The organism is Actinoplanes sp. HUAS TT8 (assembly GCF_051380535.1).
Taxonomy (GTDB): domain Bacteria; phylum Actinomycetota; class Actinomycetes; order Mycobacteriales; family Micromonosporaceae; genus Actinoplanes.
In genome coordinates this window covers 2,906,039-2,932,070 of record NZ_CP195646.1, presented here as the reverse complement: position 1 = coordinate 2,932,070, position 26,032 = coordinate 2,906,039, and the positions used below count along the sequence as shown (strand labels likewise).

30 protein-coding genes are annotated in these 26,032 nt (G+C 70.6%); 18 read left to right on the top strand and 12 right to left on the bottom strand.

Going from position 1 to position 26,032, the window contains the following annotated elements; translation table 11 throughout:
• Positions 1–32 precede the first annotated feature (32 nt).
• Positions 33–254: a DUF397 domain-containing protein gene (locus ACSHV8_RS12950; RefSeq protein ID WP_436532685.1), complete on the top strand. Its 222-nt coding sequence runs from the start codon at positions 33–35 to the stop codon at positions 252–254.
• 389 nt (positions 255–643) lie between these two features.
• Positions 644–859: a DUF397 domain-containing protein gene (locus tag ACSHV8_RS12945; RefSeq protein WP_436532683.1), complete on the top strand. Its 216-nt coding sequence runs from the start codon at positions 644–646 to the stop codon at positions 857–859.
• Positions 860–1,034: 175 nt separating this feature from the next.
• On the opposite strand, the gene ACSHV8_RS12940 is transcribed toward ACSHV8_RS12945, so the two are convergent.
• On the bottom strand, positions 1,035–1,793 hold the full coding sequence (locus tag ACSHV8_RS12940; protein ID WP_436532681.1) for a DUF2927 domain-containing protein: 759 nt from the start codon (positions 1,791–1,793) through the stop codon (positions 1,035–1,037).
• A 335-nt stretch (positions 1,794–2,128) separates the two neighbouring features.
• Between ACSHV8_RS12940 and ACSHV8_RS12935 the strand changes: the two genes are divergently transcribed.
• The 4 genes from ACSHV8_RS12935 to ACSHV8_RS12920 all read left to right on the top strand — a co-directional run bounded on the left by ACSHV8_RS12935 (position 2,129) and on the right by ACSHV8_RS12920 (position 5,257).
• Positions 2,129–3,004, top strand: a complete 876-nt coding sequence (locus ACSHV8_RS12935) for a hypothetical protein (protein ID WP_436532679.1) — start codon at positions 2,129–2,131, stop codon at positions 3,002–3,004.
• A 35-nt stretch (positions 3,005–3,039) separates the two neighbouring features.
• Entirely contained in the window at positions 3,040–3,741 is a 702-nt protein-coding gene (locus tag ACSHV8_RS12930; RefSeq protein ID WP_436536747.1) for a pyridoxal-dependent decarboxylase, read from the top strand.
• Between the two features lie 152 nt (positions 3,742–3,893).
• Positions 3,894–4,034, top strand: a complete 141-nt coding sequence (locus ACSHV8_RS12925; RefSeq protein WP_436532678.1) for a hypothetical protein — start codon at positions 3,894–3,896, stop codon at positions 4,032–4,034.
• Between the two features lie 125 nt (positions 4,035–4,159).
• Positions 4,160–5,257, top strand: a complete 1,098-nt coding sequence (locus ACSHV8_RS12920) for a hypothetical protein (protein ID WP_436532676.1) — start codon at positions 4,160–4,162, stop codon at positions 5,255–5,257.
• Positions 5,258–5,338: 81 nt separating this feature from the next.
• Here ACSHV8_RS12920 and ACSHV8_RS12915 read toward each other — a convergent pair whose 3' ends face one another.
• Positions 5,339–6,022, bottom strand: a complete 684-nt coding sequence (locus ACSHV8_RS12915; protein ID WP_436532674.1) for a class F sortase — start codon at positions 6,020–6,022, stop codon at positions 5,339–5,341.
• Entirely contained in the window at positions 6,019–6,834 is an 816-nt protein-coding gene (locus ACSHV8_RS12910) for a DUF4397 domain-containing protein (RefSeq protein ID WP_436532672.1), read from the bottom strand. The genes ACSHV8_RS12915 and ACSHV8_RS12910 overlap by 4 nt, the downstream gene beginning before the upstream one ends.
• A gap of 157 nt (positions 6,835–6,991) precedes the next feature.
• Here ACSHV8_RS12910 and ACSHV8_RS12905 point away from each other — a divergent pair, with 157 nt between their 5' ends.
• The 3 genes from ACSHV8_RS12905 (at position 6,992) to ACSHV8_RS12895 (ending at position 9,008) form a co-directional block, all read left to right on the top strand.
• A complete protein-coding gene (locus ACSHV8_RS12905) occupies positions 6,992–7,570 on the top strand; it encodes an RNA polymerase sigma factor (protein ID WP_436532671.1) in 579 nt (192 codons plus the stop codon).
• Positions 7,524–8,267, top strand: coding sequence for an anti-sigma factor (locus ACSHV8_RS12900; protein ID WP_436532670.1), 744 nt, complete (start codon positions 7,524–7,526; stop codon positions 8,265–8,267). The genes ACSHV8_RS12905 and ACSHV8_RS12900 overlap by 47 nt, the downstream gene beginning before the upstream one ends.
• An 87-nt stretch (positions 8,268–8,354) precedes the next feature.
• Positions 8,355–9,008 (top strand): fasciclin domain-containing protein, encoded by a 654-nt coding sequence (locus ACSHV8_RS12895; RefSeq protein WP_436532668.1) that lies wholly within the window; start codon positions 8,355–8,357, stop codon positions 9,006–9,008.
• 89 nt (positions 9,009–9,097) lie between these two features.
• Here the strand turns inward: ACSHV8_RS12895 and ACSHV8_RS12890 are convergent, their stop codons facing one another.
• Positions 9,098–9,934, bottom strand: a complete 837-nt coding sequence (locus ACSHV8_RS12890; protein ID WP_436532666.1) for a helix-turn-helix transcriptional regulator — start codon at positions 9,932–9,934, stop codon at positions 9,098–9,100.
• A gap of 87 nt (positions 9,935–10,021) precedes the next feature.
• Here ACSHV8_RS12890 and ACSHV8_RS12885 point away from each other — a divergent pair, with 87 nt between their 5' ends.
• Both ACSHV8_RS12885 and ACSHV8_RS12880 read left to right on the top strand, forming a co-directional pair.
• Positions 10,022–10,717 carry an SDR family NAD(P)-dependent oxidoreductase gene (locus tag ACSHV8_RS12885; RefSeq protein ID WP_436532664.1) on the top strand — a complete coding sequence of 232 codons (696 nt, stop codon included), beginning with the start codon at positions 10,022–10,024 and terminating at the stop codon, positions 10,715–10,717.
• 16 nt (positions 10,718–10,733) lie between these two features.
• The gene (locus tag ACSHV8_RS12880) at positions 10,734–11,627 is read left to right on the top strand and encodes a LysR family transcriptional regulator (protein WP_436532661.1); all 894 of its coding nucleotides are present in this window, start codon (positions 10,734–10,736) and stop codon (positions 11,625–11,627) included.
• Here ACSHV8_RS12880 and ACSHV8_RS12875 read toward each other — a convergent pair.
• A complete protein-coding gene (locus tag ACSHV8_RS12875) occupies positions 11,624–12,244 on the bottom strand; it encodes a helix-turn-helix transcriptional regulator (RefSeq protein WP_436532659.1) in 621 nt (206 codons plus the stop codon). The two genes, ACSHV8_RS12880 and ACSHV8_RS12875, sit on opposite strands and share 4 nt — an antisense overlap.
• Positions 12,245–12,364: 120 nt before the next feature.
• On the opposite strand from ACSHV8_RS12875, the gene ACSHV8_RS12870 reads away from it, so the two are divergent.
• The 4 genes from ACSHV8_RS12870 to ACSHV8_RS12855 are packed head-to-tail and all read left to right on the top strand — an operon-like array spanning position 12,365 to position 16,781.
• Positions 12,365–14,935: an ATP-binding protein gene (locus tag ACSHV8_RS12870; RefSeq protein WP_436532657.1), complete on the top strand. Its 2,571-nt coding sequence runs from the start codon at positions 12,365–12,367 to the stop codon at positions 14,933–14,935.
• A 53-nt stretch (positions 14,936–14,988) separates the two neighbouring features.
• Complete coding sequence (locus ACSHV8_RS12865) at positions 14,989–15,495, top strand: sigma-70 family RNA polymerase sigma factor (RefSeq protein ID WP_436532655.1); 507 nt, start codon at positions 14,989–14,991, stop codon at positions 15,493–15,495.
• An 18-nt stretch (positions 15,496–15,513) separates the two neighbouring features.
• Entirely contained in the window at positions 15,514–16,383 is an 870-nt protein-coding gene (locus ACSHV8_RS12860; protein WP_436532654.1) for a DUF427 domain-containing protein, read from the top strand.
• Positions 16,383–16,781: a VOC family protein gene (locus ACSHV8_RS12855; protein ID WP_436532652.1), complete on the top strand. Its 399-nt coding sequence runs from the start codon at positions 16,383–16,385 to the stop codon at positions 16,779–16,781. Before ACSHV8_RS12860 ends, ACSHV8_RS12855 begins: the two co-directional genes overlap by 1 nt.
• Positions 16,782–16,799: 18 nt before the next feature.
• Here ACSHV8_RS12855 and ACSHV8_RS12850 read toward each other — a convergent pair whose 3' ends face one another.
• Complete coding sequence (locus ACSHV8_RS12850; RefSeq protein WP_436532651.1) at positions 16,800–18,098, bottom strand: MFS transporter; 1,299 nt, start codon at positions 18,096–18,098, stop codon at positions 16,800–16,802.
• A 267-nt stretch (positions 18,099–18,365) separates the two neighbouring features.
• Here ACSHV8_RS12850 and ACSHV8_RS12845 point away from each other — a divergent pair, with 267 nt between their 5' ends.
• Together ACSHV8_RS12845 and ACSHV8_RS12840 are read left to right on the top strand one after the other, a co-directional pair.
• Positions 18,366–19,247 carry a helix-turn-helix transcriptional regulator gene (locus ACSHV8_RS12845; RefSeq protein ID WP_436532649.1) on the top strand — a complete coding sequence of 294 codons (882 nt, stop codon included), beginning with the start codon at positions 18,366–18,368 and terminating at the stop codon, positions 19,245–19,247.
• Between the two features lie 124 nt (positions 19,248–19,371).
• On the top strand, positions 19,372–19,518 hold the full coding sequence (locus ACSHV8_RS12840; RefSeq protein ID WP_436532647.1) for a hypothetical protein: 147 nt from the start codon (positions 19,372–19,374) through the stop codon (positions 19,516–19,518).
• A gap of 12 nt (positions 19,519–19,530) precedes the next feature.
• Here ACSHV8_RS12840 and ACSHV8_RS12835 read toward each other — a convergent pair whose 3' ends face one another.
• The 6 genes from ACSHV8_RS12835 to ACSHV8_RS12810 all read right to left on the bottom strand — a co-directional run bounded on the left by ACSHV8_RS12835 (position 19,531) and on the right by ACSHV8_RS12810 (position 25,112).
• Positions 19,531–21,204 carry an MOSC domain-containing protein gene (locus ACSHV8_RS12835; protein WP_436532646.1) on the bottom strand — a complete coding sequence of 558 codons (1,674 nt, stop codon included), beginning with the start codon at positions 21,202–21,204 and terminating at the stop codon, positions 19,531–19,533.
• Positions 21,205–21,313: 109 nt separating this feature from the next.
• Positions 21,314–22,006 (bottom strand): hypothetical protein, encoded by a 693-nt coding sequence (locus ACSHV8_RS12830; RefSeq protein WP_436532644.1) that lies wholly within the window; start codon positions 22,004–22,006, stop codon positions 21,314–21,316.
• A gap of 2 nt (positions 22,007–22,008) precedes the next feature.
• Positions 22,009–22,518: a SigE family RNA polymerase sigma factor gene (locus ACSHV8_RS12825; protein ID WP_436532642.1), complete on the bottom strand. Its 510-nt coding sequence runs from the start codon at positions 22,516–22,518 to the stop codon at positions 22,009–22,011.
• Positions 22,519–22,758: 240 nt separating this feature from the next.
• On the bottom strand, positions 22,759–23,532 hold the full coding sequence (locus tag ACSHV8_RS12820; protein ID WP_436532640.1) for an aspartyl protease family protein: 774 nt from the start codon (positions 23,530–23,532) through the stop codon (positions 22,759–22,761).
• 63 nt (positions 23,533–23,595) lie between these two features.
• On the bottom strand, positions 23,596–24,180 hold the full coding sequence (locus tag ACSHV8_RS12815) for a hypothetical protein (RefSeq protein ID WP_436532638.1): 585 nt from the start codon (positions 24,178–24,180) through the stop codon (positions 23,596–23,598).
• Positions 24,181–24,587: 407 nt separating this feature from the next.
• The gene (locus ACSHV8_RS12810; protein ID WP_436532636.1) at positions 24,588–25,112 is read right to left on the bottom strand and encodes an N-acetyltransferase family protein; all 525 of its coding nucleotides are present in this window, start codon (positions 25,110–25,112) and stop codon (positions 24,588–24,590) included.
• A gap of 308 nt (positions 25,113–25,420) precedes the next feature.
• On the opposite strand from ACSHV8_RS12810, the gene ACSHV8_RS12805 reads away from it, so the two are divergent.
• Positions 25,421–25,987 carry a hypothetical protein gene (locus ACSHV8_RS12805; protein ID WP_436532634.1) on the top strand — a complete coding sequence of 189 codons (567 nt, stop codon included), beginning with the start codon at positions 25,421–25,423 and terminating at the stop codon, positions 25,985–25,987.
• The last annotated feature ends 45 nt before the right edge of the window (positions 25,988–26,032 follow it).

The window sequence follows — 26,032 nt, the reverse complement described above, 5'->3', positions numbered from 1 at the left end:
GATGTCCCAGACGCTTAAGGAGCTGAACGATCGTGAGCTTTGAGGTTGACCTCGCCGGCGCCGCCTGGCGCAAGTCGACCCGGTCCGGTGGCAGCGGCGAATGCGTCGAGGTCGCCCTCGACCTGCCCAGCTCTCCGGGCTACGTCGCCGTTCGCCACAGCCAGCGCCCCAGCGCCGAGGTGATCGTCTACACCGACGCCGAGTGGTCCGCCTTCCTCGCCGGCACCCGCGACGGCGAGTTCAACAAGCCCTGAACGCCGACCTCGCGCCCGTCCGCAATCTGGGAGCGGGCGCGACGAGCGGTAACTGCCTGCCGTTCTGCTGCCGACTCGCTGCGCCTGCTCCCCAGTTGGACGGCTATCGTCGGCCAGCGCGATTCCGCCCCGAACACTGACCGATCCCGATCACAGCAGCCCGATCTCGCAGTTGCGGCACGCTCGACCGAGATGCCTGGCTGCTTGCCATCGGATCGGTCGGCCAATAAGGCTGGTGCAAGCCTTCGGGGCGGTCAGGTCACCGCCGGCGGCTCGACTCCGGTTGCGTCGCGCAGAAGCCGCAGATGTGGGCAGCGATTGAGGCCACCGCACCGGACACGGCGGCCCCAGCAGAGTTGATATCTATAAGTTGAAGGAGCTGAACGATCGTGAGTCTTGACCTGACCGGCGCGCACTGGCGTAAGTCGACTCGATCCGGCGGCAGCGGAAATTGCGTCGAAGTCGCCCTGGAACTGCCGAATGCACCGGGCTATGTCGCCGTTCGCCACAGCCAGCGCCCCGGCGCCGAGGTGATCGTCTACACCGACGCCGAATGGTCCGCCTTCCTCGCCGGCACCCGCGACGGCGAGTTCGACAAACCCTGAACCCTGCCCTCGCGCCCGTCCCACGACGGGGCGGGCGCGAATCGCAGGTCCACGAGCGTCTCAACAGTGACGAACACGCAAAACAAGCCAGCCCGCAGGCCGTCCTGACTCGATCCGTTCAAGCCGACCATCGAAACAGGCAACGCCGCACCCCGTGGCAGGGTGCACGCACCTCCTACTTGACCGTCACCGCGCCCGTGACCGCTTTCCGGTCGTCGCCGACCTGCAGCACGCCGCTGTACATCAGCCGGATCAGCTCTTTGTCGATCGCCGAGTACTTCGTAGCGGCCGCGTCGTAGTCGTAGTAGAAGACGCTGTCCCGGTACGTCTTGGAGGATTTCAGGAACCCCATCCCCCGTGTCAGTTCCTCGCGGATCAGGACGCACCGCGAGTGCTCGGTGATCCCGTTCGACCGGACCAGGACGATCGCGTCGGTGATGAAGTGCAGATCCGACCAGTCGATGCTGACGGAGGCGTCACCGCCGCCCGCACGCGGGTCGATCGATTTGAACTTCGACTTCGGCACGAAGTGCAGTTCGATGTCAGCGGGCGCGGTGGTGAGTTTCAGGTCGGTCGTGGCGGTCAGCCCGTTGAAGTCGGAGATCACCTTGTCCAGGCAGCTCCGGCTCGCCGCGTTCCCGCCGTGCACGCGGACCGTGACCTGCGGGCTGAACCACTTGGTGACGACGTTGTACTTGTCGCCGCTGTCCGCACCGAACGCGACCGCGAAGAAGTAGGTGAGCCCCGCTTTGCTGACCCGTGGCTTGACCGGGGCCGGCGGTGGTGTCGTAGCGGACGGCGCGACCGAGGCGGACGGTGCCGGCGCGGCACTCGCCAGAGCCGTGGTCGCCTGGTGGGCCGCCGCTTTGCAGCCGGCCAGGGCGACCGTCGCCAGCAGCAGCACCGGCAGGACGCGACGGATCGAACGGAACATGCGAGGCCTCCCCGAAAGCCGGATGCGTCCCGCTGATCGCAGTGCCGGGCGGCAAGATCGTAATTGCATCCCCACCGGCACAGCAGCCAGGGTCGACGAGCAGTCCGACCTGGTAATTGATCCGGGGAATCGTCAAGTCGCCTGTCGGCGCTGATCGATCGAGTGCCGGGCGGCACGGCGCGACGAGGTGTCCGCCGGTTCTCATCGTCACCTCATCGACACGGCCGTAGGTTTGTCACCGGAGGGGGTGATCCCCGTGACCGGACTCCGCACAGCCTCCGCAGGCGTTCCGTTTCTCCCACGGCTCAAGCCGGGGTTTCCACGGAAGGATTTCGATGAGTCTGCTGATCGCCGTCCTCGCCGCGCTGGGATATGCCCTCGGATCGCTGCTGCAGAGCGCGGCCGTCAGCCGCCGGGTCCACGCCGCGACGACGGCACGGATCGTGCGATTGCTCGCCGGACTGGCCCTGGACGCGGCGGCCTGGCTGCTCTCGCTGGTCGCGCTGCGACACCTTCCGGTGTACGTGGTGCAGGCGGTGCTGGCCGGTTCGCTGGCGTTCACGGTGGTTCTCGCCCGGATCTGGCAGCATGCCAGGCTCCGTGCTCGCGACCTCGTCGCGATCGGCGCCGTGATCCCGGCGCTGGCCGTCATCGCGTACGCCGGTCGTGAACAGGGCGCACCGCTCGTCGATCGCCTCACCACGATCAGCCTGACGGTCTTCGGAACGGTCGCTGTCCTGGCCGTCGGCATCGCGCTGGTCGCCGCCCACGGCCGCAGCGACCGCGGGCCGTCGGTCCTCGCGCTGGTGGGCGGGCTCAGCTTCTCCGCGACGGCGCTCGCCGGCCGCGCCGTTCGCATCGACACGCCGGTGTGGCACACCGTGCTGCACCCGCTGCCCTGGGTCGTCGTCGTCACGGGGGTGGCCGGAACCGTGTCGTACACGGCCGCGCTGCAACGCGGCCCGGTCGGGCCGGCCACCGCTCAGCTGTGGGCGGTCGAAGTCGTGGTGCCCGCGGTCGTCGCGGTCCCCCTTCTCGGCGACACCGTCCGTCCGGGCTGGCTGCCCGCGGCGGCGTTCGCGGTCATCGTGGTCGTGGCCGCCACGACGGTGCTCGCCCTCGCCGGCACAGCGCATCTGGCAACCTCCGGCCCGAAAGTCGCCGACCCCGAAGCCGATGTGCCCCGGCCCCGGCAGACGCACCGCACCTAAGGTCGAAATGTCAGCTCAGTCAACGGCCTCCTGCGATCCGCGCCCCGCAGCGCTCTCCGGGCCGCGGCACCCGCGACGTCGACGGCGCCTCCGGGGCGATGATCGCCCCGTTCCTCGACCCTGAGCTCGCCTGGGACTTCCGGCTGGACCGCGTCGCCTCGATCAACACTTCCGGCCACAAGTACGGCCTGGTCTACCCCGGGGTCGGCTGGATCCTGTGGCGCTCGCAGGCCTGCCTGCCCGAGGACCTCGTCTTCCACGTCAGCTATCTGGGCGGCACGATGCCCACGTTCGCCCTCAACTTCTCCCGCCCCGGAGCCGAGGTCGTCGCCCAGTACTACACGTTCTTCCGGCTCGGTCGCTCCGGCTTCCGCGCCGTCCAGCAGGCCTCCCGCGACATCGCCATGAGCCTCGCCGAGGCGATCGAGAAAACCGGTTCGTTCCGGCTCATCAGCCGCGGCGACCAGGTCCCCGCGTTCGCGTTCACCACGGCCGACGACGTCACCGCGTTCGACGTGTTCGACGTGTCACGCCGCCTGCGCGAACGCGGATGGCTGGTACCGGCCTACACCTTCCCCGCCGACCGTACCGACCTCAGTGTGCTGCGGATCGTGGTCCGCAACGGATTCACCCAGGACCTCGCCGACCTGCTCCTCGACGACCTCCGCCGGCTGCTGCCCGAACTGCAGGCGCAGCCCGGACCGGCCACACACGGCGGGCACGGCTTCCATCACTGACCCGCCCGGGCCGGTACCACCATGTGCCGCCTGTTCGGGCGCTCCGCCGCACCTTGCGCCACCCCGCAGCGGCGTGTCTGGTGTGCGGGCTTGCCGCTTCGGCCGTCTTCGTCGTCTCGGCATTCTATTTCTTCAGCAGGGCGAACCAGACGGTGGACGAGAACGCACCGACCGATGCCCGGTTCGCGGTCAGCGCCGTCGCCGGCTTCGTCAGCCTGATCCTGGCGCCGGCCCTGCTGTGGACGGCCCGCCTGCACCGCGACAACGCGGCAGCCTGGCGCGCGGCGTCCTGAACGCCACCGCACCGCACACCACGTAAAGGCGCCCTGAACGCGGCTCGCCAAACCTGACATTGTTCAAATCTTCTACCAATACTGTCCGGTCCCGACCATGTGAACGGCGTGATCGGGGAGATGTCATGAGAAAGCGCACCATCTTGAGTACGGCAGTGGTGGCGGTAGCCGCCTTGGCCGCGGCCGTCGTGATGACGACCCGCGGCACCACCGCCGACGCAAGCACCGAGCTCACGGACGGCAACGCGGTGGGTGTCGTCGAGTACAACCTGGGTGACAAGGCGTTCACGGATCCGGGCTGGGGCGGTGTCTCGGAGTTGCGGGCCGTCGTGCACTACCCGAAGAAGCTGACGGGCAAGTTGCCCGTCGTCGTCCTGCTGCACGGCCAGCAGCTCGCCTGCTACTCGACAGACGAGGATGACTGGACGTGGCCGTGCCCGCCCGGCATCAAGCCGTATCCGAGCAACCGCGGTTACGACTATCTCGCCCGTGCCCTGGCCCGGGCCGGCTTCGTGGTCGTCGCCCCGGCCGCGAACGGCCTCAACCATTACACGGGCACCGCTCCCGAGCGCGCCCATCTAATCAACCGGCACCTGACGATGCTGCAGCAGCTCACCACCACGGGCCGGGGGCCGCTGTCGGGCCGGTTCACCGACCCGGCCACCGGCCGCCGGGCCGACGTCGACTTCCGCGGCCATCTGGACCTGAGCCGGGTCGGGACGATGGGCCACTCGGTCGCCGGTCAGGGTGTCTTCTACCAGGCCGCCGACACCCAGCAAGCGGAGCTGCCGCCCGGTGTGCGGATCAGAGGCGTCGCCGCGGTGGCCTCGCCCTACTTCAAGCTCATCGACACGACGGTCACCAAGGCGCAGGTAGCGGTTCTGTCGGTGGGCTGTTGGACCGCCAGGGACCAGGAGGGTTTCTACCGCGACGCGGAAAGTCACCACGGCGTCGGCGGTTTCCTGGTCAGGACTCCTCTGGCCAACCACAACTACTTCAACACCGCATGGACCAAGGGGCCCGGGCCGACCGGCGGGGACGACACCACGTGCCCGCAGACCGAGGGGCGGCCCACCGCCGCACAGCAGCAGAACCTGGCCGCCACGTATCTGACGTCGTTCTTCGAGTACGCCCTCAACGACGACCGGCGCGGCCTGCCCGTGCTCACCGGTCGCACCCCGGTCGCTGGTGTCGCCACCGAGGTCGAGTCATTCGGTAATTAGGGTGGCGTGTGTTGAACGCAGGTTGAACCGATCTGCCGGGCGCCCGGTCGCGCCGCACCCGACGATATTAAGGAGGGTTCTTCACTTCTCGGGTGCGGGTGAAGCCGTCACCACGACGTTGTCCCGGTAGTGCCGGGTTCTGGCGTCAAAAGGGCCGCCGCAGGTGATGAGGGTGAGCCGCACGGCGCCGTCGCGGGCGAAGTACTTCGCCAACGGGATTGCCGTCTTGCGATAACGCTCACGGGCGACCACCTCGAATTGTCGTTCGGCGCCGTCGCCACCGGTCAGAGTGATCCTTTCGCCCCGGTCGAGGGAACCCAGCCGGAAGAACGCCCCTTTCCCTGCGGCGCCGTCGACATGCCCGGCGACAACGATCGACCCGGCGGTGGCGGAGAACCCCGGCCCGAACCGGTACCAGCCCACCCGGTCGATGCCGGGAGGGACGGCGACCTCGCCGGTCGAGGCTTCGATGCCGACGACGTCGACCGCCGCGTCCACGCCGAGGCCGGGGATGCGCAACCGGGACGGCCGGTCGACGGCGGTGACGGCGGGCACGGTGCCGTCGATGACGGGTACCCGGGCGATCGCCTCGGACGGCGCCGGGGCCTCCAGGGCGGTGACGGCCGGGGCCCCGAAGTCCGGGCGGGGTTGCGACCGGTGGACGACGAGGCCGGCGGCACCGGCGAGGACCACACCGAGTGCGATGAGCAGCAGGGCACGCCCCGGCGATCGCCGGGGCGTGCGGTCCGCGGGCGTGCCGCTCATCGGCGGGCGGTGACCAGCCGGGTCAGGCCGAACAGGGCGAGCAGGATGCCGACGGCGCCGGCGCCGTACCAGGGAAGTGACCTGTTGCCGTCGGCGGCACCACCGTCACCGCTGGGCACACCACCGGGCGCGGAGTGCAGTCCGTCGATGCTCTGCGACACGATGTCCAAGGTCTTGTCGTCGGCCGAGCCGACCGCGTACACGATCGTCGCGGTGCCTTCCTTCAGGTCGAGGTCGGCCGGACCGAGCACCCGGGTGTCGGAGCCGGCCAGCACCACGTCGGCCGAGACCGTGCCGGCGGGCAGATCGGCCTTGCCCTCCTTGCCGTTGGTCACGTCCTTGAACACCGGTTTGCCGCCGGCGCGGATGTCGACGGCCGGCGCCGCCGCAGTGTGCCGGACGATCAGCCGGGCCTGGCCGGGGCCGAGCTTGCTGGTGTCGTTGACGAACGGGGTCAGGGTCGGCTTGCCGTTCTCGTCGAGGTGCGCGACCAGGCTGATGTTGGCGTCACCGGCAACCTTGGCGTCGTCGACCTTGAGCAGAGCCTTGCCGATGGCGTCGCCGGGCTTGGTGAGCGCGATGTCGTACTCGCCGGCCGGCAGGCTCAACGGTCCGGCGACCTTGCCGGGCTGGAAGTCCGGGATGGTCTTCTTGCCGTTGACGTAGACGTCGACCGGCTGGCCGGGAATGCCGTGCACCACCGTGACCTTCGAGGTCGCCGCGGCGTAGGCCGGCGACGCGGCGAGGCCGCCGAACGCGAGCAACGACGCTGCGCCGACAGCGGCGGCGGCGCCGAAAGGCAGAATGCGCATCTGTTCCCTCCACATGGTCCTCGTTGACGGGCTGTGTCAGGTCCTTCGCCACCATCGCGACGGTTGGATGCAGCTGAACGAAAAAGTGTTCGGCTGCAACCGGCGGGGCCGCGCGGGACGAAATACATGAAGAACCCTGTGATCAGGAAGGAGGTCGATGAGCTTCGACAGTGAGCTCGCCGAGCGCTTACGCGCCGGCGACGAGAAGGCATTACGTGAGGCGTACGACCGGCACGGCGCGGCCGTGCTGTATCTGGCCCAACGCCTGCTGGGCAATCGGGCCGACGCCGAGGACGTCACCCAGGTGACGTTCGTGGCGGCGTGGAACGGCCGGGACGGCTTCGATCCGCAACGCGGAACCATGCTGAGCTGGCTGCTCGGTATCGCCCGGCGCAAGGTGATGGACCGCTTCCGGGCCGGGGCGCGCGAACAGCGGATCGCCGAGACCGTGCAGGCTCAGCAGGCGACTCCGGTCGTCGAGGAGAGCCCGGAGCGGATCGTCGACCGGCTGGTGGTCGCCGACGAGCTGGGTCGGCTGCCCGAGGAACAGCGGCGCACACTGGAGCTGGCGTTCTTCGACGATCTCACTCATCCGCAGATAGCGGCGGCCACCGGGCTGCCCCTGGGAACGGTCAAAAGTCATATCCGTCGGGGAATGGCGAGCCTGCGACGTCGTTGGGAGGTGGACGGTGCAACACTTGGATCCCGATCGGCTGGTCCTTCTCGCGCTCTCTGAAGAACTCGAGGATCTGACCGAACTCGAACACCTCGAGCGGTGCGCCGAATGCCGCAGCGAGATGGACGCTCTGCGCCACGTCGCCGAGCTCGGCGTCGGTTCGCAGGATCTCAAGGATCTGCCCCCGCCGCCGGAACACGTGTGGCAGGCCATCGCCGCCGACATCACCGCTCCCCCGGTGGGCACCGGCACGATCACGCCGGCCGTAGTGACACCGGACGAATCGGCGACCGTGATCGACCTGCCGCAACGCCGTTCCCGCCCGCGGTGGCTCATGCCCGTGGTGGCTGCGGCGGCCGCCGCGGTCCTGGCCGTGGCCGGCACGGTTGCGGTCAGCCGGTTCACCGGCTCGGCGCCGGCCGAGCGGGTGACCGCCCGGGCCACGCTCACCCCGCTGCAGACGGTGCCGGCCGGTGCCGGCGGCGACGTTCAGGTCTATGCCGACGGCACACTGCGCATCGACGTACGCGATCTGCCGTTGACCTCAGGTTTTCATGAGGTCTGGCTGCTGGATCCGGACAGCCCCGGCAAGATGGTGGCCATCGGCAACCTGTCGGGCCGGCCGGACGCCGTTCTGGAGGTGCCGCCGGGCACCGACCTGAACCGGTATCGCCTGGTCGACGTCAGCGACGAACCCCACGACGGTGACGCCACCCATTCGGGCAAGAGCCTGCTGCGGGGAACTCTCACGAACTGAGTGCATCCAACCCGCGGAGCCCGGACGAAGTACGGGTGGTGGCAGTCGAACGCCACCACCCGTAACCGACCGGAAAGAGGCTCGACCATGAGGTTCGCCCGTATCGGCAAGCAGGCCGCCGCTGTCGTCACCGCCGCGGTTGTCTCATCGGCCCTGGCTGCCGCGCCCGCTCAGGCCACCGGCAAGAAGCCGCTCAAGACGAAGTCTCTGGCCGCGGTGCTGATGGCCGACAAGAGCGGTTTCGACCACAACGGCTACGACTACGACATCCTGACTGCCGCGGTGACCGCGGTGCTCAAGGCCAAGCCGGCCAGCAAGGTCGCGGTGCTCGCCGACGGCACGACCGCTCTGACCGCCTTCCTGCCCAACGACCGCGCGTTCGAGCTGCTCGTCCAGGACATCACCAAGAGCAGGAAGCTGCCCAGCGAGAGCAAAGCGTTCACGGCGGTCGCCGGGCTCGGCATCGACACCGTCGAGACCGTGCTGCTCTACCACGTGGTGCCGGGCGCCACGATCACCAGCAGTGCGGCGCTCAGGTCCGACAACGCCCAGCTGACGACCGCCGCCGGCGCGAAGATCAAGGTCGACGTGTACGGGCCGCGCCGGCACCGGCGGATCGCGCTCATCGACGCCGACCGGTCCGACCGCAACCCGCGCATCAACCGTTTCGACATCAACAAGGGCAACCGTCAGATCGCCCACGGCATCGACCGGGTTCTGCGCCCGATCGCCCTGCCCTGACCTGATTCGCCGCCAGGAACGACCTCGGACGCGGGCTGCCCTCGTGTCCGGGGTCGTTCGCGTCCGGCCCGAGGCAATGGCGGAACCCGTCAGGTACCGGAATGCTGCAGGGGCCGTTCGGCCAGCGCGCGGAGCCGGTCGAAGCGGACGGCATCCTCGCTTCCGGGCGCGGCCGTATAGGCCAGCACCCGCAGATCACTCCCGACCACGGTGAACACGTCGCAATCAAGGGTCACCGGCCCGACCACCGGGTGCACGAACGTCTTGACCTTGGGCTGTTCCTCCACCATCACGCTCTGCGCCCACATCCGGCCGAACACGTCGCTGACCGTTTCCAGCCGCGCCACCAGGTCGCGCACCGTCGGGTCGGCCGGGTAGCGGATGGCGGTGGCCCGCAGGTCGGACACGAGCGAACGCCGCAGATCGTCCCGCTCGGCGGGCGTGCGCACCGAGCAGATCCCCGACCCGGAGAACTCCTCGTAGATCAAATTCCGGTCGGGGTCGACCTCGCCCAGGATCGCCACCCAGGTCGCATTCGCGATCAGAAGCTTCCAGTACGACGTGTAGACCCCCACAGCCGCATCCGGCAGGCGCTCCACGAGCCGCCGCACGCTGCCCGGAATGTCGGTCGGGACGACCCTGGGCAGCGGCGCCGACAGCCCGGCCGCGATGTACAGCTGATCGCGCTCCCGGTCCGACAGTTGCAGCACCCGGGCCAGCGCGCCGACGACCTGATCCGACGGCCGGTCGGCGCGGCCCTGTTCCAGCCGGACCAGGTAGTCGACCGAGAGCCCGGCCAGCATCGCCACCTCTTCCCGGCGCAGCCCGGGGGTGCGCCGCGGCCCGGCCGGGAGGCCGGCCGCGGACGGCGGCAGGCGATCCCGCCACGAGCGCAGGAGGGTGGAGAAGACGCCGGGTTCGCTCACCCGGGCAACGATAATCCGGCCGCTGCGGACCTGAGTGGTACTGATGGTCCTACCCGGGCCCCGATTTTCCGTGCCACGGTCGTTCCCATGACGACGACGTTCATCACCGGCGGTAACAAGGGGCCCGGCTTCGAGACGGCCCGGCGGCTCAAGGACCTCGGCCACCAGGTGGTCATCGGCGGCCGTGACGCCGACCGCACCCGGCAGGCCGCCGAGACGCTGGGGGTCGACTGGGTCACGGCCGACGTGACCTCGGACGCTTCCGTGGCCGCGGCCGCCGCCGAGCTGCGCACCCGGTTCGGCCACCTGGATGTCCTGATCAACAATGCCGGGGTCGCCGGCCTGATCGCCGACCTGGAGAAGTTCGACGGCCCGGAGGTCCTGGCCGTCCTGGACACGAACGCGGTCGGCCCGGTCCGCACCCTTCACGCCCTGCTCCCCCTGCTGCGGGAGTCGGCCAACCCGGTCGTGGTCAACGTGTCCAGCGGTCTCGGCTCGTTCACGGTCCGGGCCGACACGTCCCGGATCGAGCATTCGGTTCCGTCGCTCGGCTATTCGGCGGCCAAGGTCGCGCTGAACATGATGACCTCGATGTACGCCCAGTTCCTCCCGGAGATCCGGATCAACGCGGTCGACCCGGGCTACACCGCCACCGACCTGAACGGCCACTCCGGCCCGCAGACGGTCACCGAGGGCACGGATGCGATCGTCGCCCTGGCCACCATCGGCCCGGACGGCCCGACCGGCACGTTCAGCGACCGCCACGGCCCGCTCGGATGGTAGGTCGGATAATGCTCCGGTGATCACCCTGCGGGCGCTCGAATGCCTGGTCGCGCTGGTCGAGTCGGACTCGGTCACCAGCGCGGCCGCCCGCCTGCACATGTCCCAGTCGGCCCTGTCGCACCAGATCGCGGCTCTGGAACGCGAGATCGGCACGCCGGTCATCGAGCGCCTGCCCCGCGGCATCCGCCCGACCGTGGCCGGCTTGGCGGTGGCCGCCGAGGCCCGCAACGCCCTGCACCACGCCGGCCGCGCGGTCACGGTCGGCCGCCGCGTCGGCGAGGGCCGGGCCGGCCGGCTGCGCATCGCTTCGGCCGAGACCATGACGACCTGGCTGCTCGCCCCGATTCTGCGCCAGTGGCGGGCCCGCCATCCGGAGGTGGCGTTCGAGCTGAGCGAGTTCTCCAGCGCCGACCGCATGGACCGGTTCCTGTCCGCGGGCAAGGCCGACCTGATCGTGGGCCCGGAACCGACCACCACCGTCCACCACGTCGAGCGGATCGGCCAGGAGGAGATGGTGGTGGTCGCCGGCGCCGGCCACCGCTTCGCCGACGAGCCCGCGGTGTCGCTGGCCGCGGTCGCCACCGAACCGTTCATCCACTACGACCCGGAGAACGGCATGGCGATCTGGGTCGACGAGCTGGCCGACCGGCACGGCATCGCCTACGACACGGTCCTGCACACCCGCAGCCCCCGCACGGCCGCCCAGCTGGCCGGCGCGAACATGGGTGTCGCCATCGTCCCGGTCTCCGCCCTGGCCGGCGCGGCCGAGGGCACGGTCCGTCCCCTGGACCCGCCGGTGCTGCGCGACGTCATCGTCACGATCGCCGCCCCCGCCGATGCCCTGAGCCGCCGTTTCGTCGCCGAACTGCACCGCCGTGGCCTGCCCGGCGACGGCCGCATCCCCGCCTAGAGTCGCAGCTTGGCCCGCGAGTGCACGCCGAGCTTCGCGAATGCCCGCTGCAGATGCGATTCCACGGTCCGCCGCCCCAGCGCCAGGCGTTCCGCGATCTCGGCGTTGCTCAGCCCGTCCCGCGCCAGCGACGTCACCTGCGCCTCCCGCACGGTCAAACCCGATTTATTCGGTACGGACGAGCCGGCCCCCGGCACCAGCCGCAGCTCCGGCAGCCCGTCGAGCTCGGCCGTCTCGCCCCGATCGGCGAACAGCATGACCACCCGCCGCCGCCCGAGACCGCGAGCCGCACCGGCAAGGGCCCGCAGCGACGCGCTGTCGAGCCGGTCGGCGTCGTCCACGGCCACCAGCAGCGGCCCGCCCCCGCCGAGCTCGTCGAGCCGGTCGAGCACCGCCGAGGCGTCACCGCCGGTCATTCTCAGAAGAAGATGCAGTCCCGCGTACGGCAGATCTTGTTCCGCCGGCACCGCCACCATCCGCAGGATCCGGTGCCCGTCGGCCCGTTCGACCGCGTACCCGAGGACCGCCGACCGGCCCGGCCCCGGCTCCCCCGTGATCCGCAGAACGCCCCCGGTCGCGACGAGCCCGTCCAGGCGGGCCGGCACAGCATCTCTCACGGTGACCAGCCTGCCTCGCGTTCACCGATCGACCTATGAGACTTTTCCCTGGCTGCCCCCGGTTTTTCGCATGGCCGCGCACCCCGGTCGCGGGGGCAACCACTCCTAGACTCGGGCAGCATGCTCCTGGACCGAGGCCCCGAACGCGCCGCCCTCGACGACCTGCTCATCACCGTCCGCGCCGGTGACAGCGGTGCCCTGTTCCTGCGCGGCGAGTGCGGCATCGGCAAGACCACCCTGCTGAACTGGGCCGCCGGCCGGGCCACCGGCTGCCGGGTGATCCGCATCGCCGGTGTGGAGGCCGAGCGGGAGCTGGCGTTCGCCGCGCTGCACCGGATCTGCGCCCCCGAGCCGGACCGGCTGGCTCGGCTGCCCGGCCCGCAGCGGGAGGCGCTGCAGGTCGCGCTCGGGCTCGGCGCGGGCGACCCGCCGGACCGTTTCCTGATCGGTCTGGGCGTGCTCGGCCTGCTCACCGACCTGGCCCAGGAGCGGCCGGTGGTCTGCCTGGTCGACGACGTGCAGTGGCTCGACCGGGCGTCGGCGCAGGTCCTCGGGTTCGTCGCCCGGCGGCTGGGCGACGGCCCGGTGGCGATGCTGTTCGCGGCCCGCGGGCCGGAGGTGGACGGCGAACTGCCGGACCTGGCCGGTGTGCCGGAGCTGCCGATCGCCGGGCTCTCCGACGACGAGGCCCGCCGGGTGCTGGCCGCCACCGATCATCCCGGCCCGGTCGACGACCGGGTCCTGGACCGGCTGATCGCCGAGTGCCGCGGCAATCCGCTGGCCCTGGCCGAGCTGCCGCGCGGGTTCACCCCGGCCGAGCTGGCCGGCGGGTTCGGGCTGCTCGGCCCGGCGTCGGTGCCGCGCCGCATCCAGCAGAGCTACCGCCGTCAGGTCGCCGCGCTGCCCCCGGCCGCGCGGGCGGTGCTGCTGGTGGCGGCGGCCGACCCGACCGGTGATCCGGTGCTGGTGTGGCGGGCGGTCGCCCGGCTGGGCGCCGACCCGGACGGTACGGCCGCCGCCGAGCTCGGCGCGAACGGGCTGGCCGACTTCGACGCCGGGGTGCGGTTCCGGCATCCGCTGCTGCGCTCGGCCGTCTACCAGTCCGCAGCCCCGGAGGATCGGCGGCGGGCGCACGCCGCGCTGGCCGAGGTCACCGACGCGGCCACCGACCCGGACCGGCGGGCCTGGCACCGGGCCCAGGCCGCCGCCGGACCCGACGAGGAGGTGGCCGCCGAGCTGGAACAACGAGCCGATCAGGCGGCTTCCCGGGGTGGTCCGGCCGCGGCCGCCGCGTTCCTGGAGCGGGCCGCCGGGCTGACCCCGGATCCGGTCCGGCGAGGGCGGCGGTTCGTGCAGGCCGCGCGGGCCGAACACCGGGCCGGTCGGCCGCAGGCCGCGTCGCGGCTGCTCGCGATGGGCAGCACCGTGCCCTCCGACGACGCCGACCTGTTGCGGGCGCACCTGGCGGTCGCCGCCGGCCCCGGCCGGGACGCGCCCGGGCTGCTGGTGCGGGCGGCCGACCGGCTCCGGCCGACGAACGCCGCTCTGGCCCGCACGACCTACCTGGATGCGCTGCGCGCGGCCTGGCACACCGGCGACCAGGCGTTGGTGCGCGAGGTGGCCGAGGCGGTCCGGCTGGACGATCCACGGCTCGACGGGCTCGTCCTGCGCCACACCGCCGGGTTCGCGGCGGCCGGGCCGGGCCTGCGCGCGCTGATCGCCGACCCTTCCCCCGCCGACGACGTGCTGTGGTTCGCCTGCTCGGCCGCGATCGACCTGTTCGACGACGACGCCGCCGACCGGCTGAGCGCCGAGTACCTGCGGCGGGCCCGGGCCACCGGCGACCAGGCGGCACTGCCCCGGGCTCGATCGCTGCGGGCCACCGCGCTGGCGCTGACCGGTGACTTCACCGGCAGCGGGCGCCACCTCCCGGCGGCCGGCCCGAACCCGGGCGGCCGGAACCCGGCGGACCGGGGTACGGCCGATGAGCTGGGCGACGAGCTGGCGGACGCGTGGGCCGGGCGCGGGGAGCAGACGTGCGGGTGGGCGCGGGCGGTACGAGCCAACGGCGACGGCCGCTACGCCGAGGCCCTGGACGCCGCCCGTTCCGCACTCGGCCCGGGCGGCCCCGAACGCGGCCATCTGACCTGGGGACCCGCGTTCGAGCTGGTCGTGGCTGCCGCCCATCTCGGCGAGCCGGTCGCCGCCAAGGAGGCCCTGGACCGGCTGGCCGAACTCACCCAGGCCGGCGGCGTCGACGGGGCGCTCGGGCTGGAGGCCTGCGCGCGGGCGCTGCTCGACGACGGTCCCGGTGCGGAGGGTGGGTTTCGCGAGGCGGTCGCGCGGCTGGGCCGTACGCGCAAGAAGGGTTTTCTTGCTCGGGCGCATCTGCATCTGGGCGAGTGGTTGTGGGGCCAGGGGCGCCAGGCGCAGGCCGGTGAGCAGTTGCGCCTGGCCGCCGAGGTGGGCGAGTCGATCGGGATGAGCGGGTTCGGTACGCGGCCGACACCGGTGAACGGCCTGTTGAGCGGGCAGGAGGCGCGGATCGTCCGGCTGGTCCGCGACGGGCTGTCCAACGCGGAGATCGGGGCTCGGCTGTACCTGAGCCCCCGTACCGTCGAATGGCATTTGGGAAAGATCTTCGGCAAGCTCGGCGTGACCTCCCGGCATCAGTTGCGGGCCCGGGTCTGAACCGGTGGTTCTACGGAGGCGGCCGGGGTCGTGCGGCGGCGACGCTCGGTGCCATGGCGACGACACCGGACGGTGAGCGGATCCGGCAGCTGTTCGAGGAACGGTCCGGACTGCTCCTGCGCTTTTTGCGGCGGATCAACGTGGATCGCCCGCACATCGCCGAGGACCTGCTGCAGGAGACGATGCTGCGGGTCTGGCGGCACCTGGGCACGATGCCGGCCACCGAGGAACACCTGCAGCCGTGGCTGCTGACCATCGCCCGCAACGTGTCGGCCGACGAGGCCCGGCGGCGTCGGCGGCGCCCGCCCGAGGCCGCGTTCGAGGGCCTCGAAGCGCGGGCCGAGCCGGGCGATCCGATGGCGGTCGTGGTGGCCACCGAGTCGATGCTGGCCGCGTTCCGCAACCTCTCGGACGGGCAGCGGCGGGCCCTGCGCGACATTCACCTCAACGGGCGATCAGCCGCCGACACCGGCCGTGACCTGCAGGTTCCCGCCGGCACGGTCAAATCACGCGCGCACTACGCGATGCGGTCCCTGCGGACCGCGATCCTGGACAACTGAGAACGAAGGAGGGTCCCGATGGGACTCGGATGGCAACAGGGACCGCTCTCGGGACGGGCCGTCGGCCGGTTCCTGACCCCGGAACCGCTGCCCGAACGGCTGCTCTACGCCGAACGGCTGCGCCGGCGGATGCGGGTCCGCTTCGGCGGCGAGTGGATCGCCGACAGCGAGGACGTGCTGCTCCTGCACGAGCCGGGCCACTATCCGGTGGCTTATTTCCCGCGTACGGACATCCGGGGCGACGCCCTGGTGACCACCGGCCGCAGCACCAAGCATCGCGAGCTCGGCGCCACCGCCTGGTTTACTGTCGCCGCGGGCGAGGGCCGGGCCGAGCGGGCCGCCTGGCAGCACACCGAGCCGCCCGCGCACGCCGGCGAAATGGCCGGTCGGGTGGCGTTCGCGTGGCGGGCGATGGACGCGTTCTACGAGGAGGACGAGCGGATCGCCGGGCACGCGGCCGACCCGTACCACCGCATCGACATCCGCCGCACCTCCCGCCACCTGCGGGTCTCCGACGGCGACCGGGTGATCGCGGAGACACGGCGCCCGGTGGTGCTCTACGAGTCCGGGTTCGCGCCGCGCTGGTACGTGCCGCGCGAGGACGTCGACCTGGACGCGCTCACACCGAACGAGTTGCGGACGTTCTGCCCGTACAAGGGCCTGGCCCGCTACTGGGACGTCGACGAGCGGGTGGCCGCGGTGTGGTCGTATCCGGACGCGTGGCCCGAGGTCGACCGGATCACCGGGCACCTGTCGTTCGAACCCGACCGCATCGACGTGTTCCTCGACGGGCAGCAGCTGCGGCTGGAACCCGGCCAGTCGGTCACCCCGCACGGCCTGGACCGCGGCCTCGACGTCGACGAGTTCCGCAAGCAGGGAGAACTCTGATGGACATGCCCCTGGAGGTGATCGTCCTGGCCGTCACCGACGTCGACCGCGCCCTCACGTTCTACCGCGACGTGATGGGTTTCCGCCTGGACGTCGACTACCAGCCGCACGACGGTTTCCGCGTCGTGCAGCTCACCCCGCCCGGCTCGTCGTGCTCGATCCAGTTCGGGACCGGGCTGGCCCCGACCGCGCCCTACCTGGTCGTCGCCGACCTCGACGCGACCCGTCAGCGCCTGCAGGCGGCCGGGGCGGTGGTCTCGGACGTGCGGCACAAGACCGGCGCCGACTGGCAGGGCGACTTCACGGCCGGGCTGGACCCGCAGCGGCGCTCCTACGCCAGCTTCGCCGACGTGACCGACCCCGACGGCAACCACTGGACCCTGCAAGAACGGCACTAAAGATCGGGTACGCCGTCGTCAGGCCCGGCCGTCTCGGATCCTCAAGCTGGTCAGGGCGGTGGCCAGGAGGAGCGCGGCGGCGATGGCCAGGCCGGCCCGGGCGCCGGGCACGAAGGTCGCGGACCCGGCGATCAGGGAACCGAGGACGGCGATGGCGACGGCGCCACCGACCTGGCGGAAGGTGTTGAAGACGGCGCTGGCCGTGCCGGCCCGATCCGGGTCGACACCGTCGAGGACCACACCGGTGACGGCGGGCATGGCCAGCGCGCCGCCGGCACCGATCGGGATGACGCACAGCGCGACGAGCGGCACCGACCTCAGGTGAACGGCGCCCACGAGGGCGGCCAGGCCGGCCACCATCAGCAGCTGGCCGGCGACGACCGGCAGCCGGGGGCCGAAGCGGTTGGTGATCGGGCCGCTGGTGAGGTTGCCGATGACGGCGAAGATCGCCGACGGGATGTAGACCAGTCCGGCGTGCAGCGGTGACCGGCCCAGGTATTGCTGCAGGAACAGGCTGGTGATGAACACGTTGCCGTAATTGCCGACCATGAACGCGAATCCGACGCCGAGCGCGATCCGGAAACTCCTCGACCGGAACAGTTCGAGAGGCATCATCGGGTGGGCGACGCGGGCCTGGACGACGACGAACGCGACGGTCGCGGCGGTGGCGACCACGAGAGTGGCGACGACGGCGGGCGAGGTGAAGCCGAGGTGGCCGCCCTCGATGAGGCCGTAGACGAGTCCGGCCAGGGCGACGACAGCGAGGACCTGGCCGGCCCAGTCGAAACGGGCCGGTCGGGTGGCCGAGCGGGCGACGGCGAGCAGGAACAGCGCCATGCCGATGCCGACGGGCAGGTTGACGACGAAGACCAGCCGCCAGTCGAGGGTGGTGAGCAGGCCACCGAGGGGCTGACCGACCAGCGCGGCGACCGCACCGCCGACGGCCCACACCCCCAAGGCCCGCGCGCGGCGGCGGCTGTCCGGGAAGGCCTCCCGGATCAGGGCCATCGAGGCGGGCAGCATCACGGCGGCCCCGGCGCCCTGCCCGCAGCGGGCGGCCACCAGCGCGCCGATGCCCGCGGCGGTCGCGCACGCGGCCGAGGCGAGGGTGAACACGGCGATGCCCAGGACCAGGGCCCTCTTCGCCCCGGCCCGGTCGGCCAGGTTCCCGGCGAACAGCAGCAGCGAGGCGAACAACAGCGTGTAGCCGTCGATGGTCCACTGCTGACCGGTGGTACCACCACCGAGGGCGCGGGTGATGTCGGGCAGGGCCACGTTGACGATCGAGATGTCGAGCGTGATCAGGAAAAAACCCAAAGACCCGACCGCCAGGACGGTACGGGCATGAGGTGCGTCGACGGTCGCTTGCCGACTCGTGGTGGACAACGGTGAGCCTCTCGTCGGGAACGGCAGTGCCTGTCGGTCAGGGCAGCAGGAGCGTCGCGGTCGCACGCCGCTCGGCGGCGACCCGGATGCCGGCATGCAGTACAGAGAACCCGGTTGCGGGCGGACGCGGCAGGGCGAGCGTTCGGGGGTGGAAACTCAACCCCTCACCGGCACGGACCGTGACGTAGCGTCGATCGTATGGACAACCGAGCCGAGATCCGCGAGTTCCTCGCCTCACGGCGCGCCAAGATCACGCCGGAGCAGGTCGGTCTGCCCGCCGGCACCGGCCTGCGCCGGGTTCCCGGGCTGCGCCGCGAAGAGGTCGCCGTCCTCGCCGGGGTGTCCACCGACTGGTACGTCCGCCTGGAGAAGGGCCACATCGACGGCGTCTCCGACGACGTCCTCGACGCCGTCGCCCGCGCCCTGCACCTCGACGACGCCGAACGCCTGCACCTGTTCAACCTGGCCCGCGCCGCGAAACCCCAGCGCGCCAACCGCACCCGGCGGACCCCACCGGCGTTGCACGACAGCGTGCGAAGGGTCATCGACGCGATGAGCACCCCGGCGTTCGTCCGCAACGGGCGCCTCGACGTGCTGGCGATCAACACCCTCGGCCGGGCGCTCTACGCACCGGTGTTCGAGGATCCCACCCGGCCGGCGAACATGGCCCGGTTCTGCTTCCTCGACCCGGCGTCCCAGACCTTCTACCCGGACTGGGCGCAGGTCGCCCGCGCCACCGTCGCCGTGCTGCGCGCCGCGGCCGGCCGCGACCCTCACGACCGGGACCTGACCGACCTGGTCGGCGAGCTCGCCACCCGCAGCGACGTCTTCCGCACCGAATGGGCCTCGCACAACGTCACCCTGCACCAGCACGGCCACAAACACTTCCAGCACCCGATCGTCGGCCGCATCGACGTCACCTTCGACTCGATGCCGCTGCCCGCCGACCCCGGCCTGACCCTGACCGCATACAGCACCGAGCCCGGCTCCCCGTCCGAACAGGCACTGAACCTGCTGGCCAGCTGGACCGCCCCCGGCGAACAGCCGAACCCGACCCGAACGGGCGAGACCACCCGCTGACCCACCACCCCGGTCGTCGCGGCCCGCGCTCGGCGCGAGCCGATCCACCACCCTCGCGGCCGGCAACGACCTGCGCGCGCAGATCCCACGCTTCTCGGCCGGCGCGCTCGCCCACAACCTGGCCATGGTCGACGAGATCACCGCGATGGTCGGCGCCCTCGACATCGAACTCACCAGCGACGACCGGCAACGGCTGACCGACCTGTCCGACACCATCGAGATCCAGGGCGGCCGCTACCCCGATTTCCTGGAAGCCCAGACCAACCTCTGACCGGCTGGGCGATCAGAGGTCGAGCACCACGTCGTCGGCGGGCCGGGCGCAGCACAGCAGCGCCTCGCCCGCCGACGGCATCTCCAACGGCTGCGGGTCGTAGGTCACCGAGCCACCGAGGACCGGGGTCACGCACGTGTGGCACACCCCGGTCCGGCACGCCCAGCGGGTCGGGACGTCGCACGCCTCGGCCAGGGTGAGCAGCGACGACTGCTCGTCCGGCCAGGGCACGGACAGGCCGGCCCGGGCGAACGTGACCAGCGGGCCGGTGCCGGGCGGGCCGGGCGGCTGGTGCGGCGAGGCGCCGAGGGGCGTGGTCACGCCCGGGTTGATGGCCGACCGTTCGCCGAACCGTTCGGTGTGGATGCGACTCGGGTCGAGCGCGGCTAACGCCGTACCCACATCGTCCATGAATTTCTCCGGGCCGCAGATGTAGGCCGAGGCCGCGGCGGGCAGGCCCAGATCGGCGATCGCGGCAGCGGTCAGGCGATGACCGGAAGCGGTCAGGAAGATGCGCGAGTGGGCGTGCGGCAGGGACGCCAGCAGCGCGGCCGCCTCGTCGGCGAACGCCAGCCGGGACGCGTCGCGGGCGGTGTGCAGCCACCAGATCTCGCGTTCACTGTGCTCGGCCGCCAACTCCTTGAGCATGGCCAGCATCGGGGTGACGCCGACCCCGGCCGAGATCAGCAGCACCGGCTCGGTGCCCTGGTCGAGCACGAACTCGCCGCGCGGGGCCGCCACCTCGATGGTCGCGCCGACCCGCAGTTGCGCGTGCAGCCAGGAGCTGACCCGCCCGTCGCGTTTGACACTGATCCGGTACGCCGGTTCGCCCGGCCCCGACGACAGCGAGTAGCTGCGCACCGGCGCCGGGTCGCCCGGCACCCTCAGCGTCAGATACCGGCCGGCCTCGGCCCGCGGCAGTGCGCTCCCGTCCGGTGCGGCCAGCCGGATCGACAGGATCTGCTCGCTCTCCTGAACAAGATCGGTCACGCGCAGCGGCCGGAAGCCGGCCCAGCCCGGTTCCGTGCCGACCGGCGGCGCGTCCCCACCGGCCAGCAGCTCACGGAACGACTGCTGCCAGCCGGGGCTCAGCGCCGGGATGTCGGCGGCCAGCCGCAGCCGTTCGGTGTCACGGCCGGGCAGGTAGAGCAGGGCGTCGATCTCGGCCACGGTCATCGCGTGCCGGCCCTTCGCGACCAGCGTGATCTCGTCGCCCGCCGCGACCCGGCCCTCGGTGATCACCCGCAGGTAGAAGCCGGGCCGCCGGTGCGAGACCAGCAGCGACGGCAGGGTCGGCGCGTCCATCCGCAGGCCGAGCCGGTAGCAGGTGACCCGCGGCTGGGTGACCTCGAACTCGGCCTCCCCGATCCGGTACCGGTCGCCGACGCACACCTCGTCGTCGGGCAGCCCGTCGACGGTGAAGTTCTCGCCGAACTGACCGAACTCGTAGTCGTCGCGTTTGAGCTGGTCACGCCAGTAGGCCAGGGAGTCGACCTGGTAGACGAGCACGGCCCGCTGCTCGCCGCCGTGCCCGCCCAGGTCACCCTGCCCGTCGCCGTCGAGGTTGAGGCGGCGGGCCATGGTCGGGCCGGGCACCGGCGTCTTCCAGATGCCGGTGCGCACGCTCCGGCCGTGCCACGCCACCTCTTTCGGCATGCCCACGTTCACCGACACCAGCGTCGCCATGGCCACCTCCCGTCACTGATCCTGCCTCCATCAGATGACACGACGGTGCCCGGCGATCGTTCAATTCACTTTCCGGTGTCGGCAGTTTCCGACTTCGGGGCCGGCGGGCTCACTTACCGGTGTTGCCGGTCGCCGCGGCCATCCGGTCGATCGCCTCCTGGTGCACGTGCAGCCCGGCACCGAGTTCGAGCAGCTGCTCGCGGCTCAGCGGCACGTCGGCCTGCACGGTCGCGTACACCTTGGGCGACACCAGGATCATCAGCTGCTGGGTGGGCCCGATGCCGTGGATGACCGCCGGATGCCCGCCGACCGTGACCTTCTCGCCGTCGTCGTTGCCCTCCCGGTACCACTTCGGCTCCAGGTAGATGCCGATCTTCCCGCCGAGGTCACGCGGGTCGTACATCGGCGCCCTGGACGGGTCGATGCCGGCGGGCGGATTCTTGACCGCGTCGGGGGCGATGGTCAGGCCGCCCTCGTCGTCGTTCTGGATGAAATAGCCCTCGGGCACTTTGTCGACCGTGAAGTACCGGGGCTGCTCCCCCACGTAGTCGACGAGCGTGAGGCCTCGCCCCGCGTTCGTGCTCCCGGCCACCGGGGGCGCCGAGGGCGCTCCGGTCACCGCCCCGGTCAGCGAGATCGTGGCGACGATCGCGACCGCCCCGAACGCGGACACGGCCGTCGTCAGAATCGTCCGGCGCCGCCGCACGGCCCGCCGTCCCCGCGCCACGTCCTCGGCGATCGTGTCCGCCGAGACGGCCTCGATCGGCCCCCCGAAGTGCTGCAACCTGGTCTGCAGATCCATGATCAGTTCACTCCCAGCTCTTGAAAGGTGTCCAGCGACGCGCGCAGCTTCTCCAGCGCCCGCGCGGTCTGACTCTTGACGTTGCCCACCGAACAGCCCATCGCCTTCGCGGTGTCCACGACGTCCATGTCATGGACGAACCGGAAGACGACCGCCGCCCGCATCCGTGGCGGCAGCTCCCCGAGCGCCCGCGCCAGCTCCGGGTCGCCGTCGTCCCCGACGTCCCCGGCCCGATCCGGCACCTCGGCGAACGGCCTCTCGAAGCGCCGCCACACCCGACGCTTCTCATCGAGGAGGGCATTGAACAAAGCCCTTCGCACGTACGCGTCGGAGCTGCCCGCCCGCCGGAAAGCGGCCCACGACACGTACAGCTTGGTCAGCGCCGTCTGCACAAGATCCTCGGCGAGATAGGCGTCGCCGGCGGTCAGCAACCGCGCGGTGTGCAGCATCCGCCCCCGCCGCTCCCCGACGAACGCGGCGAACTCGGTGTCACGCTCTCCGTCTGCTTTCACACCCCTCAAGACCTGCATCATGCCGCCCCAGGTTGCATGCGCTCACGCCGGATCCGACCGGCGCCCGCACGACCCACGTCATCATTGGCCGATACCGGACCCGAACCAGGTGGGCGACAGCCGCTATCCCGCGGTCGGCGACCTTCGTGGCACGCCAAAACCGGGTGATGACCGTCGGAATCGGGCGGGCGGACGCCCGTACGCGAAGGTCTGTGGTTTGAAAATTGGCTGGTGGAGTGCTTATTCGATGGCCCATCGCCGGGCCGGGAAGTCGAACACCCAGACGGCCTGGCGGATCGCCGGGTAGCCGAGGACCAGATCCATGTGGCCGACGTCCTGCGGCAGGTCGGCGACGAAGGCCCGGTGCGGTGCGAAGGTGCGGTCGCCGATTCTGACCTCGTCGAGCCAGTACGTCGGCCCCTCGAGAACGGCGCCGGTGCCGTCGGTGCCGGTCGAGTTGCCGGCGAAGCGGAACAGCTCGGGGTTGCGGGCGTAGAAGCCGCTGTCGACGACCGTGATGTCGGCTCCGGTGTCCCAGAGGGCGCGTGCCGTGACGCCGGGCCATGCGACGTCGACGTAGCTGTGACCGCGGCTGCCGCGGGCAAGTGGCCACCGGGTCGGCAGCGTGCCGGTCGGCACCGGTTGCCAGCTGCCGCGGGCCAGGTCGAACCGGCCGGCGCTGGCACCGATCGCGTCCATGCCGAGCAGGTTGCGCTGGCCCGGGTGGTCGGCCTCGACGCTGCTGATCTCCAGGTCGGTCCAGGTTCGCGGTCCGATGGTCAGTTCGGGCAGGAGCAGCAGGTTCTCGTGACGCGTGCCGACAAGTGCGGATGATTGTTGGCTGCCGCGCTGCGCCAGCCGCGCCAGCTCGTCATCGGCGGTGAGGTGGGTGCGGGCCGCGCCGGTGTCGAGGACGAACCGGTACGGCCTGCCCGCGATCGTCCCGTCGACCAGAACGGTGGCGCAGTCGGGATAAACCGGGTCCGTTTCCACGACGAGCGGCACGCCATCCATCGGCCCAGCCTAGTGCGGCCACCGCGCGCAGGTCACGACAGCCGCCTGGGATCTGTTGCTGGACTACTCGTCCTCCGGTGAGCACTTCACCGTTGCGGGCGCGCAGATCGACAAGTGGCTCGGGATGACGAAGCGTTTCGTCTTCCCTTGGTATTGGTAGACGACTTCAACACCGCTTCTGCTCGTCTTGCCGTTGCCGACGACATCGTACCCAATCTGGAATTCGACTGAAAAATCGTCGCGGCGTGCAGTGTTCTGAACCAGCAGGCCACGAGGGTCGATACCACCAGAATTATCATGGTCCGCCGGCGGGAACCCTTTATCCTGCTGAAACCATCCCACCTCATGATCTGCGGGGAGCATATCCGGCACAACCCTGGCCAGCACTCCCACGACCCGAAGGGTTGTATCGTTGTCCATTATCGGCGTAACCGAGATAACCTTAATGGACTCCGCATTATTGGGCGAAAGCTTCAGATGGATGAGCCCGTCGGTGAATCGCGTACCTACCGATTTTGATCCCGACCAGCCATACGGCCGCATGCCTTCCGTGTCCAACTCGTCACCAGACTGAGACTTCTCGCGGTTCCACACCGTTATGACAATCGCCGCAGCGACCGCGACGACCGCAACAACGATCGCTGCCATCGCACATTTATATTTCGGTGCCAACTTTCGCTCCACGTAATTCTGACCCGATGCTCCGGCAATCGCGGATCGGGACGGAAGGCTTTCCTCGACTGCATTACACGTCCGGGTCTACAGCCGGGCGCGACAAGGGTAACGGTGATCATCCAGCGCAGCCAGGCCCGGCGGAAACGTTGAGCGGGTCGCAGTGCTGCAGCTCACCACCTTGTTCGTGGCGCGCACGGCGAGCGAGGCCTCCTGCAGGTCGCTCGTTCAATCCGCCGGCACACCAGATCGCCGCCGAATTCCCTGTCAGGCCCAGCCGGAAGGTATACGGAAGACCGCCCCTACTGCTGGGTGGCTATCAGCATTGAGGCCTGAAACGGATGCGCTGCTTACCAAGCGTCGCGCGTGATACGCCTATGAATCTAATGACGTTGCCTGAAGTTGCTGTACTCCATGATGTGGCACCGTTCGACCGGGTTGGGTAGGTATGGGATCACCTTCTCCGTCATCCGGAATCCGATCCGCCGGTAGAACGCCAACGCCCGCCCGTTGCTCTCATGGACCCCGAGCGTCAACCGCGAGACGTCGATGTGCTGTTCCGCAAAAAGGATCGCCGCCTCGACAAGACGGGCGCCAAGACCGGTTGGCCCACGATGTCCGGCACGAACATAGACGGCATGAATGTGCGCATGGTCAGGCACCTCCACCAGGGGTTCGACGCTCGCCGATCCCACCCAGTCGTTGTTTTCATCGCAGGCGACGAAGGTCGCACCATTGCCGGAGGTCGCCTCCGCAGTCGCCCGTTCCCGCCAGAAGACGTCGGTGCGGCCCGCCACATCGGCATACGACGAGCTGAAGGCCGTGGGGGTGTCACGCACCGCCTCAAGCCTGATCGCACGAAGCTCACGCCACTCGCCGGGAATCATCCGCCGGATCAGGTAGGCCATCGGCGATTCCACCAGCCTGAGACCGGCGAGCGGCGCCGCCCGCACGCGCCGGCCATGGGTCGGCCAGAGCGGCTGGTCATCCTCCTCGGCCGGGAACTGATTGCCATACCTCGATCCTCGCAGCGATGCCCTGTGGCTGACCTGAGCCCGACGACCCGTTCTTCCGTTTCCTGGCAGCGGCAGCCGTCCTCGGCCTCCCCTGAGGACGGACCCGGGTCTCGGCTCAGCACCTTCACAGCGCCCGTCATCGATGCTTCCGATGGGTTCGAGACCGTCCGAGTATCGGTCAGCGCGAGGAGGACAGCAGCGTGGTTACGTTGCACGGCCGGGTCGCCGAGGGTGTTCCCCGATGGGTGATCTGGTGCGCGTACGCGGCGCCTTTCACCGTCCTTCCCTCGGGCATCTGGCGTCTCGCCCTCGTCGTGGCCGGTGCCCATCTGATCGACCAGGCACCGTCGGCCGAGGGACGTGGCCCGGTGGTCTGGGACGGCCCGTTGTACGTCGTGGTGCTGACAGTGGTCAGTGAGCTGCTCGCGTATCTGACGGTCGGCCTGGTGGCGGTCTGGGGTGAGGTCGTGCCCCGCTGGGTGCCCCGGCTCGGCGGACGCCCGATTCCGGTGCTCGCCGCGGTGGTCCCGGCGGCGGCCGGTGCCACCATCTGCACGATCCTGTGGCCGTACGCCCTTTTCATGCTGGCCGAGGGCCAGAAGTTGAACGGTACTCCCGGCGTCATGCACTTCGACGGCGCTCAGATGGTGCTGTTCTGGGCCGCGTACTCCCCGCTCCTGCTGTGGGGCCCGCTGGTGTGGGTCTGCACCGTGCACTACTGGCGTCGCCGATCGGCGGCGGCCGAGCTCGGGGCGGCCGTCCGGTGACGCCGTCCACCAGCAGGACGATCACGGTCGCCGAGGCGGGAGCCG